The sequence below is a fragment of the Amycolatopsis sp. DG1A-15b genome (assembly GCF_030285645.1).
Lineage (GTDB): Bacteria > Actinomycetota > Actinomycetes > Mycobacteriales > Pseudonocardiaceae > Amycolatopsis.
This window is the reverse complement of the sequence record NZ_CP127296.1, coordinates 210177-221915: the sequence shown is the minus strand read 5'-3', so window position 1 is coordinate 221915 and position 11739 is coordinate 210177. Positions and strand designations below refer to the sequence as shown.

10 protein-coding genes are annotated in these 11739 nt (G+C 70.4%); 4 read left to right on the top strand and 6 right to left on the bottom strand.

Annotated features, from left to right (window positions below; genetic code table 11):
- Positions 1 to 20: 20 nt before the first annotated feature.
- Together sdhC and QRY02_RS01085 are read right to left on the bottom strand one after the other, a co-directional pair.
- Entirely contained in the window at positions 21 to 845 is an 825-nt protein-coding gene (gene sdhC / locus QRY02_RS01090) for a succinate dehydrogenase subunit SdhC (protein WP_285989614.1), read from the bottom strand.
- Entirely contained in the window at positions 842 to 1129 is a 288-nt protein-coding gene (locus QRY02_RS01085) for an Rv0250c family protein (RefSeq protein ID WP_003054488.1), read from the bottom strand. Before QRY02_RS01085 ends, sdhC begins: the two co-directional genes overlap by 4 nt.
- Before the next feature lie 234 nt (positions 1130 to 1363).
- On the opposite strand from QRY02_RS01085, the gene edd reads away from it, so the two are divergent.
- The 4 genes from edd to QRY02_RS01065 all read left to right on the top strand — a co-directional run bounded on the left by edd (position 1364) and on the right by QRY02_RS01065 (position 7316).
- Positions 1364 to 3247, top strand: a complete 1884-nt coding sequence (gene edd, locus QRY02_RS01080) for a phosphogluconate dehydratase (protein ID WP_285989613.1) — start codon at positions 1364 to 1366, stop codon at positions 3245 to 3247.
- The gene (eda, locus tag QRY02_RS01075; protein ID WP_285989612.1) at positions 3244 to 3849 is read left to right on the top strand and encodes a bifunctional 4-hydroxy-2-oxoglutarate aldolase/2-dehydro-3-deoxy-phosphogluconate aldolase; all 606 of its coding nucleotides are present in this window, start codon (positions 3244 to 3246) and stop codon (positions 3847 to 3849) included. Before edd ends, eda begins: the two co-directional genes overlap by 4 nt.
- Positions 3850 to 4063: 214 nt before the next feature.
- Positions 4064 to 6031 (top strand): PEP/pyruvate-binding domain-containing protein, encoded by a 1968-nt coding sequence (locus tag QRY02_RS01070; protein ID WP_285989611.1) that lies wholly within the window; start codon positions 4064 to 4066, stop codon positions 6029 to 6031.
- 22 nt (positions 6032 to 6053) lie between these two features.
- Positions 6054 to 7316 (top strand): MFS transporter, encoded by a 1263-nt coding sequence (locus QRY02_RS01065; RefSeq protein WP_285989610.1) that lies wholly within the window; start codon positions 6054 to 6056, stop codon positions 7314 to 7316.
- A gap of 148 nt (positions 7317 to 7464) precedes the next feature.
- On the opposite strand, the gene QRY02_RS01060 is transcribed toward QRY02_RS01065, so the two are convergent.
- The 4 genes from QRY02_RS01060 to QRY02_RS01045 form a co-directional block, all read right to left on the bottom strand.
- Positions 7465 to 7992, bottom strand: coding sequence for a regulatory protein RecX (locus QRY02_RS01060; RefSeq protein WP_285993733.1), 528 nt, complete (start codon positions 7990 to 7992; stop codon positions 7465 to 7467).
- Positions 7993 to 8261: 269 nt separating this feature from the next.
- Positions 8262 to 9308, bottom strand: coding sequence for a recombinase RecA (gene recA / locus QRY02_RS01055; protein ID WP_285989609.1), 1047 nt, complete (start codon positions 9306 to 9308; stop codon positions 8262 to 8264).
- A 238-nt stretch (positions 9309 to 9546) separates the two neighbouring features.
- The gene (locus tag QRY02_RS01050; RefSeq protein ID WP_285989608.1) at positions 9547 to 9741 is read right to left on the bottom strand and encodes a DUF3046 domain-containing protein; all 195 of its coding nucleotides are present in this window, start codon (positions 9739 to 9741) and stop codon (positions 9547 to 9549) included.
- A gap of 43 nt (positions 9742 to 9784) precedes the next feature.
- On the bottom strand, positions 9785 to 11632 hold the full coding sequence (locus QRY02_RS01045; protein ID WP_285989607.1) for an Hsp70 family protein: 1848 nt from the start codon (positions 11630 to 11632) through the stop codon (positions 9785 to 9787).
- Positions 11633 to 11739 lie beyond the last annotated feature (107 nt).

The window sequence follows — 11739 nt, the reverse complement described above, 5'->3', positions numbered from 1 at the left end:
ACTGGCGGGAGAGGAGAGCGCTAGTTCACGAATCTGAGGTCCGCGATCGCGCCACTGGCCACGAGCATGACGTAGAAGTCGGTCAGCACCAGCGTGCCGAGCGTCGTCCAGGCCAGCGTCATGTGGCGGGTGTTGAGCTTCGTGACCTGCGTCCAGATCCAGTAGCGCACCGGGTGCTTGGAGAAGTGCTTCAGCCTTCCGCCGGTCACGTGCCGGCACGAGTGGCAGGAAAGCGTGTAGGCCCAGAGCAGGATCACGTTGGCGAGCAGGATGATGTTGCCCAGCCCGAAGCCGAACCCGCCGGTCTTCCCGTGGAACGCCGTGATCGCGTCGTAGGTGTTGACCAGCGAGACGATCAGCGCGACGTAGAAGAAGTAGCGGTGGACGTTCTGGATGATCAGCGGCAGCCGCGTCTCGCCGGTGTACTTGGCGTGCGGTTCCGCGACGGCGCAGGCGGGCGGGGAGAACCACACCGACCGGTAGTACGCCTTGCGGTAGTAGTAGCAGGTCAGGCGGAACCCGAGCAGGAACGGCAGCACGACGAAGCCGAGCGGGATGAACCCGGGCAGGTCGCCGAACCAGTGGCCGAAGTGGCTCGAGCCCTCGACGCAGGAAGTGGACAGGCAGGGCGAGTAGAACGGCGTCAGGTAGTGGTAGTCGGGCACCCAGTACGCGGTGCGCACGAACGACCGCACCGTCGCGTAGATGATGAACGCCGACAGTCCGAGCACGGTCAGCAGCGGCTGGAGCCACCACCGGTCCGTGCGGAGGGTGCGCTCGGCGATCCGGGCCCGCTTCGGGGCCTGGACGCCGGTGCCGACGCCGTTGTCAGCGGGAGCGCTCACCGCTGGTCGCGCTTGTAGCCGCCGACGCCTTCGTCATCGGCGCCGTGCCACAGCGCCGGGTCGTAGGGGGTGTCGGGGACGGGGACGCGCTCCGCGGCCTTCGCCTGGGCGGGCACCGCGAGGGGCACGCCGTCGAGGTCCGCGGTGTCGATGTCGAGGCGCTCGACGTCGTTGGCGAGCCGGCGCACCGCCGACGCGTCGCCGTAGCGAGAGCGCAGTGCGCCGACGCACTGCCGGAGCTGGCCGATGGTTCGCCGCAGCTCGGCGATCTCGGAGGTGGACATCATGCCTCCCGTGTGGTGGGGCTGGCAGGGAACCGGCGAAGGCTTTGCCACGCGTCGTGCAGTGTGACAACTAGCACACTAACGGTTCCAGAGGTGATCGGGGTCACGCGGGTCGATCTTCTGAATCGATTTTGATTCGGCGTTTTCCCGAGGTAGTGTGGCCAGAGTCACGACCCTGAGGCGTCAGCGCTGCCGTCCCGCGGACCACCCCACCCCAGTGATCCGGAGCCGGACATGAGCCCGACCCCATCGTTGCACCCCGTCGTCGCCGAAGTCACCGCCCGCATCGCCGCGCGCAGTGCCGCGACCCGCACGGCCTACCTCGACCGCACGGCCGCCGCGTACGCCGAAGGCCCGGTCCGCCGCGGCCTCGCGTGCAGCAACCTCGCCCACGGTTTCGCCGCGATGGACGGCGTCGACAAGGAAGCGCTGCGGGCCGCGCGCGCCCCCGGCGTCGCGATCGTGTCGTCCTACAACGACATGCTGTCGGCGCACCAGCCGATGCAGGAGTACCCGGCGTGGCTGAAGAAGTCCGTGCGCTCCGCCGGCGGTGTCGCCCAGTTCGCCGGCGGCGTCCCGGCCATGTGCGACGGCATCACGCAGGGCCGCGCGGGCATGGAGCTCTCGCTGTTCAGCCGCGAAGTCATCGCGATGTCGACGGCGATCGCACTGTCGCACGACATGTTCGACGCCGCGCTGCTGCTCGGGGTGTGCGACAAGATCGTGCCCGGCCTGCTGATCGGCGCGCTGTCGTTCGGCCACCTGCCGGCCGTGCTGGTGCCCGCGGGGCCGATGAACTCCGGGCTGCCGAACAAGGAGAAGGCCCGCGTCCGCCAGCTGTACGCCGAGGGTCTTGCGACCCGCGAGGACCTTCTTGACGCCGAAGCGGCGTCGTACCACTCGGCCGGCACCTGCACCTTCTACGGCACCGCCAACTCCAACCAGATGGTCGTCGAGGTGATGGGCCTGCACCTGCCCGGCGCCAGCTTCGTCCAGCCGGGTTCTTCGCTGCGCCGTGCGCTGACCGAAGAGGCCGGACGGCGGATCGTCGCCCTTTCGCGCGGCGAGGAGTACACGCCGGTCGCGCGGATCCTCGACGAGAAGGCGTTCGTCAACGGCGTCATCGCGCTGCTCGCCACGGGCGGGTCGACCAACCACACGATGCACCTGGTCGCGATCGCCGCGGCCGCGGGCATCCAGCTGACCTGGGACGACTTCTCGGACCTCTCGGCCGTCGTGCCGCTGCTGGCGCGGGTCTACCCGAACGGCAGTGCCGACATCAACCACTTCCACGCCGCCGGCGGGATCCAGTTCCTCGTCGGCACGCTGCTCGACGCCGGGCTGCTGCACGAAGACGTCCACACGGTGGCCGGCTTCGGGCTGCACCGCTACCGCGCCGAGCCGATCCTGTCCGACGGCGAACTGGTCTGGCGGGACGTGCCCACCCGCAGCCTCGACGAGGAGGTCCTGCGCCCGGCGTGGCGGCCGTTCGCCGCGGACGGCGGGCTGCGGATGGTCGAGGGCAACCTCGGCCGCGCGGTGGTCAAGGTGTCCGCGGTGGCGCCCGAGCACCGCGTGGTGCAGGCGCCGGCGCGGGTGTTCACCACGCAGGAGGGCTTCACGGCCGCGTTCGAGGCCGGCGAGCTGAACCGCGACGTCGTCGTGGTGATCCGGCAGCAGGGCCCGCGGGCCAACGGCATGCCGGAGCTGCACGGCCTGACGCCGGCGCTGGGTGTGCTGATGGATCGCGGGCACGCGGTGGCGCTGCTCACCGACGGCCGGATGTCGGGGGCGTCGGGCAAGATCCCGGCCGCGATCCAGGTGACACCGGAAGCCGCGGCGGGCGGCCTGATCGCGCGCATCGCGGACGGTGACGTCATCCGGCTCGACGCTTCCGCGGGCTCGCTCGACGTGCTGGTCGGTGACGAAGAACTCGCCCGGCGCGAACTTGTGGACTCCCCGCCGTCCGAAGCATCCTGGACCGGCACCGGCCGAGAGCTGTTCGCCGCGTTGCGCCGTGCCGTCGGCCCCGCTGACCAGGGCGCTTCGGTGTTCGGCGGCCTTACGCCGGAGCACTTCGGAATGCCTGCTCTCACAACACAGGAGGTCGGTCAGTGACCACCGGTCAGGACCTGCTCGAGCTGTCCCCCGTGATGCCCGTCGTGGTGATCGACGACCCCGACGACGCGGTGCCCACGGCCCGGGCCCTGCTCGCCGGCGGGATCGGGGTCATCGAGCTGACCCTGCGCACCCCGGCGGCGTTGCCGGCGATCGAGCGCGTCGCCGCCGAGGTGCCGGACATCGTCATCGGCGCCGGCACCGTCACTTCACCGGACCAGGCGAAGCAGGCGGCCGACGCGGGCGCGAAGTTCCTCGTGACGCCGGGCTGCACGGACGCCGTCGTCGACGCGTGCTTCGAGTCCGGGCTGCCGTTCCTGCCCGGCGCGAGCACGGTGTCCGAGGCGATGCGGCTGGCCGAACGCGGCCTGTCGGCGCTGAAGTTCTTCCCGGCGGAGGCGTCCGGCGGCGTCGCGTACCTGAAGTCGATCGCGGGTCCGCTGCCGTCGCTCAAGTTCTGCCCGACCGGCGGGATCACGGTGGCCTCGGCGCCGTCGTACCTGGCGCTGCCGAACGTCGGCTGCATCGGCGGCTCGTGGCTGACGGCCTCGCTCGACGTCGCGACGATCGAGAAGCTGGCCGCGGAGGCCGCCGCGCTGTAGCGGAGATCACGCCGCGTCGTTGCCGCACCCGAACGGCGGAATGCGCGTCCGCATTCCGGGAGCACCGTTCCAACGCGCTGGAACGGTGCTCCGAGCGGGTGTGGCGCCGGTCATGGAACCCGGCGCCGTCCCGCTGAATGGCCCATCCACCGCCCTGGTGGGTTATTTACCTGCCTGTTATCGTTCCTCTTCGCTATTCCAGCGAGGAGAATCCGTGTCCCTGACCAGCGTGGTCGCGCCCAGTCCTGCCTCCGAGACCGTCGCCGCACTCGTCGGCGAACGCCTTTCGGTGTCCGCACTTCACCAGCTCGGCGGCACTCTCGGCGGCTATTCCTTCGTAAAGGTCGTGATCGACCGCGAGCAGGCGAAGATCCACTTTCTGAACCACGCACGGCATTCCTTTCACGCGATCTATATCGGCGAAGAGATCCTCGGCGTCGGAGAAGAACGCGTGCGCGCGGAGATCGACTCGTACAACGAGGCCTTCTACCACGCGCCGGACCGCCGGTTCCTGCTCGGCATTCTCGCGCTGCACCCGCAGATGTTTTCGCTGGAGACGGTCGAGGTCGACACCATGCCGGCCGAGCTGATCCGCGAGTTCCACGCTTTCGTCGCGCAGTACGTCGACTCCTCGCTGCCGCTGCTGTTCAAGCCGGCCAACCAGCTGCAGGAGCGGATCGTCCGGGAGATCCCGGCGGGCGAGCTGCCGCGCGTCTTCGCGCACGAGCTGTTCTCCACAGCACCGTTCGTGGCGCTGAACCCGGGCACGGCCACCGGGCGGCTGCGCGCGTTCCGCAGCGAGGCCGAGTACCGGGCCGCAACGCTCGACTGGACCGACATCATCGTGATGGACCGCGTGCCCGACGACATCCCGCGGCTGGCGGGGATCGTCAACACGCGGCACACGACGCCGTTGTCGCACACCAACGTCCTCGCCACCGGCTGGCAGATCCCGAACGCCGTCCAGCTCGGCGCCCTGGCCGAGATCGAACGCCGCGGGCTCGACGGCAAGTGGGTCGAGTACACAGTGGACACCCAGGCGCTGTCCCTGCGGGAGGTCGACGAGCCGGCCGAAGCGGCGCCGCCGTCCTGGTACGCCCAGCGCGTCACCCTGGAGCAGCCGGAGGCCGAGCACAGCCCGATCGTGAACCTCGCCCGGCTGCGCGCGTCCGACCGCCACCGCTACGGCACCAAAGCGGCCAACCTCGGCGAGCTGCACCACGTGCTGGCCCACGGGTCGCAGCGGCTGCTCGGCTTCTACCAGGTGCCGCGGCCGCCGCGGGAGAACCTGCTCCCCTACCTGGCCCGGCTGCTGGATGTCCCTCTGGACGCCGATCTGGGCGCCGCGGCCCGCCGGCTGCTCGACGAGCACGTCCGCGTGCCGCGCGGCATCGCCCTGCCGTTCTCGCTGCAGCGGCGGTTCCTGGAGTCGTCGCCGCGGATCCAGCAGGCCATCGGGAAACTGAAGATGGCCTTGGAGCTGGACGCGCGCGAGATCGAGCCGCTGTGCGTCGAGCTGCAGGGCCTGATCCGGTCGGCGCGCCTGCCGGGGGCGCTCGCCGGCGAAATCGACTCCGCGCTGGTGTCGCAGCTGGCCGGCGTGCGCGCGTTCGTCGTGCGCAGTTCGTCGAACGCCGAGGACCTCGCCGGGTTCTCTGCGGCCGGGATCTACGAGTCGCACAACCACGTCACCACGGCCGAGCGGATCTTCGCCAGCGTCAAGGAGGTCTGGGCGTCGCTGGTGTCCGTGCGCAGCGTCCGGCTGCGGCAGCAGGCCGGGATCTCCCTCGACGAGTGCTACATGGGCGTCGTGATCCAGGAACAGGTCGCGGCGGACTTCGGCGGGGTGCTGGTGACGACGAACCCGATGAACCGCGCGGACTTCCGCACGGTGTACGTCAACGTGTCGCCGCGCGTGACGGACGTCGTCGACGGTTCGGCGCTGCCGATGCAGTACCTGTATTCGACGGTCGAGGGCGGCGGCCGCACGCTGTCCCTGGGCGACGCGCCCGCGGACCTCGACGAAGCCGCGCACGCCCAGCTGCAGCGGCTCGCCGTCGCCGGCCGCCTGCTGCAGGGCCACTTCTCGCCCGATTACACCTTCGACTCACCGGTGGACGTCGAGTGGCTCGCCGACGGCGAGCACCTCCACCTCGTGCAGCTGCGCCCCTATTCGGCCTGACCTTCCCGGGAGAAACACGATCATGCTGGGCCTTCGCCTGCCCGCGAAACCCGCCGTTCAGCGCGCCGTCCGGCTGACCTACGGGTTCCAGTTCTTCTTCGGCCTGCTGCTGTGGGTGCCGATCTTCTACTCGTACCAGAAGCTCGCCGGGCTCTCCGACGGCGAGATCTTCGGCATCCAGAGCATCTACTACATCGTGTTCTGCCTGCTCGAGATCCCGACGGGGATGATCGCCGACCGCTTCGACTACCGCACCTCGCTGGCGGCGGGCGCCGGCGTGCTGGTGGCCGCGAACCTGGTGCCGGTGTTCCTGGGCTCGTACCCGGGGTTCCTGGTGCACTTCCTCCTGATCGCCCTGGCCCGCTCGCTGGTGTCCGGCGCGCAGAGCGCGTACTTGTACGAGTACCTGCACGCTTCCGGCGCCGGGGAGCACTACCTCCGCGTGGAAGGTGCCGGCCGCGCGTACAGCCTGGTCGGCAAGATCGTGTTCTGGCCGGTGATCGGGCTGTTGATGTCCTGGAGCCTCCCCTCTCCGTACTGGCTGACGGCGATCAACGCGGGCATCGCCCTCGTCTTCGCGTGCAAGCTCCCGCCGATCCCCGGCGGCCGCCGCGTGACCGGCAAGACGGCGTCACTGCTCGCCGGAGTCGGCGGCGCGCTGTCGGCGCTGCGTTCGTCCCGGTGGCTGGTGCTGCTGATGGTGCAGGGTGTCGCGATGTTCACGCTGGTGCGGATCTGCCAGGTGAACCTGTTCCAGCCGATCCTGGAGTCGAAGGCGCTCTCGGTGAACTGGTTCGGCGCGGTCCTGGCCGCGATGACGGTCTTCGAGGCACTGGGCGCGGCCCGCCCCCACCGGCTCCGCCGGGCGATCGGCCCGGTGGGTTCGGTGTTCACGCTGACGATCGTGATGGCGTTGTGCCTCGGGGTGATCGTGTTCGTCGGCTCCTTCCCGGCGGTGGTGTTGTTGTGCGTCTTCGCGGTGGCGACGGGGATCGCGTTCCCGGTCCAGAAGCAGCTGCTGAACGACTCCATCCCGGATTCCCGTTACCGCGCCACCCTCCTGTCCATGGAGTCCATTGTGGACCGCGCGGTGTGCGCGCTGGTGGCGGTGGCGCTGGGTGCATACCTGGCGGCCGGGCAGCTGACCGAGTTCCTGGTGCTGACGGCCGTGGTGACGTGCATCGCGATGGGGCTGCTCGCGGTGCTGCTGCTGGCGGTCCGCAAGCACCGTTCGGACCGGCGCCGCCCGGTCCGCCGGGAGACGGTGTCGGCCACCGCCCCGTGACGTCCGGCCCTGGCTCCGGCGCCCGCCGTCACCGGCGGCGTGGCTCCCGGTGGAGGTACACGGTCGTCAGGCCGTCTTCGCCCGCAGCGAAGGTGCCATCCTGGCCCCGGGCCGCAGGGGTGCCCTGCTCGTCGGGCTGGGCCGCCCCTCAGTCGATGACGGCGTCGTCGAGGAGGGTGGACTCCGCCCCGTACTCGCGGAGTTCCTCCTTGATCACGGTGTAGGCCAGGCCTTGCGGGTAGCCCTTGCGCGCGAGGAAGCCGAGCAGGCGCCGCAGGGCGGTCTGTTCGTCGACGTTGCCGAGCGAGCCGAGGCGTTTGCGGACCAGTTCCCTGGCCATCTGTTCCTCGGACTCGCGGTCGACCTCGCCGGCTGCCTGGGCGGCGACCTCGTCGTCGACGCCCTTGCGCCGCAGTTCGGCCATCAGCGCGGTGCGGGACAGGCCCTGGGTCGCGTGGCGGGACTTCACCCACAGTTCCGCGAACTCCGCGTCGTTGACCAGCCCTGCCCGGTCGAGTTTGCCGAGCAGGTTTTCGCTGGTCTCTTCGTCGAACCCCTTGCGGTGCAGAGCCTGCCGGAGCTCCTCCTGAGTGCGCGCACGCACGGCCAGAAGATCGAAGCAGATCTCCTTGGCCTTCTTGTACCGCTCTTCAGGAGAAAGCTCGGCCGGCGGCACCTTAGGCGCCCTGCCCACCTGAATCACTCCTCGTCTTCAAACCCAACCATCTGCACACCACCAAGCCGCACATCACCAAGCCGCACATCACCACCCCACGCAACCCCGGCGGGGGTCCAGGGGGCTCGCCCCCTGGCGGGGGTCCGGGGGTTCGACCCCCGGGAGACAAGGCGAAGGGATAAGGGCGAGCGCCTTCCGCGAGCACACCTCACCCAATCCCGAAGCCCTCACCCAATCCCGCAACCCTCACCCAATCCCTCGCCGAACGATCAGAAGTCGACCGGCGCCGGCACGGCTTCGACGGCTTCCGCGTCGAGCTGCGGGCCGATGCCGAGCTTCTCCTTGATGCGCTTCTCGATCTCGTTGGCGATGTCCGGGTTGTCGCGCAGGAACTTCCGCGCGTTTTCCTTGCCCTGGCCGAGCTGGTCGCCCTCGTAGGTGTACCAGGCGCCGGACTTGCGCACGATCGCCTGGTCGACACCCATGTCGATGAGCGAACCCTCCCGGGAGACGCCGTGGCCGTACAGGATGTCGAACTCGGCCTGCTTGAAGGGCGGGGCCATCTTGTTCTTCACGACCTTGACGCGGGTGCGGTTGCCGACCGCCTCGCCGCCGTCCTTGAGCGTCTCGATGCGGCGGACGTCGAGCCGGATCGAGGCGTAGAACTTCAGCGCCTTGCCACCGGTGGTGGTCTCCGGGGAGCCGAACATGACGCCGATCTTCTCGCGCAGCTGGTTGATGAAGATCGCGGTGGTGCCGGAGTTGTTCATGGCACCGGTCATCTTGCGCAGCGCCTGGCTCATCAGGCGGGCCTGGAGGCCGACGTGCGAGTCGCCCATTTCGCCCTCGATCTCGGCGCGCGGCACGAGCGCGGCCACCGAGTCGATGACCAGGATGTCGAGCGCGCCGGAGCGGATCAGCATGTCCGCGATCTCCAGCGCCTGCTCACCGGTGTCCGGCTGGGAGACGAGCAGCGCGTCGGTGTCCACGCCGAGCTTCTTGGCGTAGTCCGGGTCCAGCGCGTGCTCCGCGTCGATGAACGCCGCGATGCCGCCGGCGCGCTGCGCGTTCGCCACCGCGTGCAGGGCGACCGTGGTCTTACCGGAAGACTCCGGGCCGTAGACCTCGATGACCCGGCCGCGGGGCAGCCCGCCGATGCCGAGCGCGACGTCGAGGGCGATCGACCCGGTGGGGATCACGGCGACGGGCGCGCGGCCCTCTTCGCCGAGGCGCATCACCGAGCCCTTGCCGTACTGCTTGTCGATCTGCGCGAGCGCGAGCTCGAGCGCCTTGTCCTTGTCGGGTGCTGCAGGCATGGAAGTCCACCTCGCTGGTCGGAGGCCCCGTCGAGGGCTCTCTGTGTCGGTTCTTCAGCTGTCCGGTCCGACGCTAGCGGCGGGGACCGACAATTCCAGGCGCGGCGCCCGATCTGTGGATCGCTGGACCCGATGTGGACAACACCTTAGACGAACACCTGTTCGAGGTCGGCAGCGACACACCCTTGCGGTAGGGTTTTCGCCCGCCCGGGTCAGGACCTGAGCGTATCCGCCCAGGTCAACGCCGTTCGGCCGGGACGTCGAAGGCGTCGCAGACCTCGCGCCAGACCTCCTTGGCCGGGATTCCCGCGGTCAGCGCCTGGTCGATGGTGCGCCCGCCGAGCCCGCTGAGGACGTGGTCACTGGCCAGCACCTGGGCCCGTCCGGGGCCGAACTCCTCGGCCATCAGCCGCCGGAAAACCGTGATCCGCATCGGACCCACTCTAACCGGGGCGCGAACGGCTCCTTCGCGCCGTCTACCGGCCCGGCTGGACGCTCGCCTCGAAGTAGTCGGCCAGCGTGCCGGGCGTGGTCGCCGCCGCCTGGTCACTCGTGTTCAGCTGGTAGATGAACCCGGCCAGCGGCCGGTCCGACACCGTGAACACCAGCACCGCCGACGTCTTCCCCGCGGCCGACGAGTAGTGCCCCTTGAGCCCGTTGCCGCCCCAGTCGGCCTCGGTGCGGTCGCCGCCGGCCGAGGCGAGCAGGCCGTCGGTGTACTGCTTGAGCGTGTCGGCGCTGTCGCCGTGGACGTAGGTCACCTGCGTGCCCGCCCGGCCCGGCGCGGAGCAGGTCGAGGCGGCCCCCAGGCTTTGCGCCGGTGCCGCCGGGCCGTTGCCCATGCCCCGCTTGCAGTCCCCGGTGTCGGCGATCTTCCCGGCGAGCTGGCGCAGGCAGCCCGTGAAGCCCTTGTCGTCCGCCTGCCCCGGCGTTTTGCACTGGTCGGCGGTGTAGGTCGTTACCGAGGACGACGACGTCAGGAACACCGTCAGCCCCACCGCGAGCGCCACGACGACCGCGACGGCGATCCCGATCAGCAGCTTCTTCTTCCCGCCGGGCTTCGGCTCGGCCTTGTCGGGTGCGGACGAGTACGCCGGGAAGTTCGACGGCACCGGCTGCGGGCCGCTGGGCGGGAAGTTCGACGGCGCGTAACCCGGGTACTGCGCCGGTGGCTGCGGTGGCGCGTACTGCGGGCGGCGCGGCGGGGCACCCGCGGCCACCGCCCCTTCGACGTTCTGGGTGCGCACGGACAGCCCGTCGCGGGCCACGTGCTGCGCGCCGAGCGCGACGGCGGTCTCCGGCTGGTCGAGGCTGCCGGGCACGACACCGAGCTTCTCCGCGATCATGGCGCCGACCAGCGGCAGCCGGCTCGACCCGCCGACGAGGTAGATGCCGGCCAGCCGGTCCGGGGTCAGCCCGGACGACCGCAGCGTCCGCGACAGCAGTTCGACGCTGCGCAGCATCGCCGGGCGGACCAGGCCTTCCAGCTCGCCGCGTGTGACGAGGACGTCCTTGAACGGCTCGGGCATCGGCACCTCGGTCTGCGGGTGCCGCGAGAGCGCCTCCTTGGCCGCCTTGACGTCCTCCTGCAGCGCGCGCCGGGTGCGCCGGTCGGCGGTGGACTCCGGGCGCAGCAGCCGCTGCCAGCGCTGCGGGTCGGAGTGCGAGACCTCGCGTCCGACGTGCACCATCAGCGCCTGGTCGACGTCGAGGCCGCCGAGGTCGGGCAGGCCGTCCTCGGCGAGCACGGTGAACCCGTTCTGCGTGGCGCCGACGACGGCGACGTCGAAGGTGCCCGCGCCGAGGTCGTAGACGGCGAGGGCCTGGCCGGGCGCGAGCGACTTGCCGGGGAACGACGCGAAGTGCGCCGCGGCGGCGACCGGCTCGGGCACCAGCAGGATGTTCGGGCCCATCCCGGCGAGCCGGGCGGCGGACATCAGCACGTTGCGGCGCGGCTGTCCCCACTGCGCGGGGTGGGTCAGCCGGACCTCGTCGGGCTGCTCGCCGCCGAGCTGGCGGGAGGTCTCCTCGAGCACGCGGCGCAGGATCGCGGCCAGCGCGTCGGCGACCGGGACGACGTCGGTGCCGAGCAGCAGGGTCTGCTCGTCGATGCGGCGCTTGGGGTTCGGCTCGAAGCGGGTCGGGTCGAGCCGGGCGCGGCGCTCGGCGTCCCGGCCGACCATGATCGTGCCCTCTTCGGTGGCGAACACCGCCGAGGGCATGTTGGCCGAGCCGTCCACCTCGACGACCCGGGGCGGCATCCCGTGCGCCGAAAGCACGGCGACGGTGTTGGACGTCCCGAGGTCCACGGACAGGATCCGCACAGCACTCCCCTTCGCGAAAAACACGCCCCGACGGCGCCCGCGTGATGCTGCCATGCGCGCGGTCACCGTGCGTGCGGACCCGGGAAAGTCACTGCTCCTTGACGAGG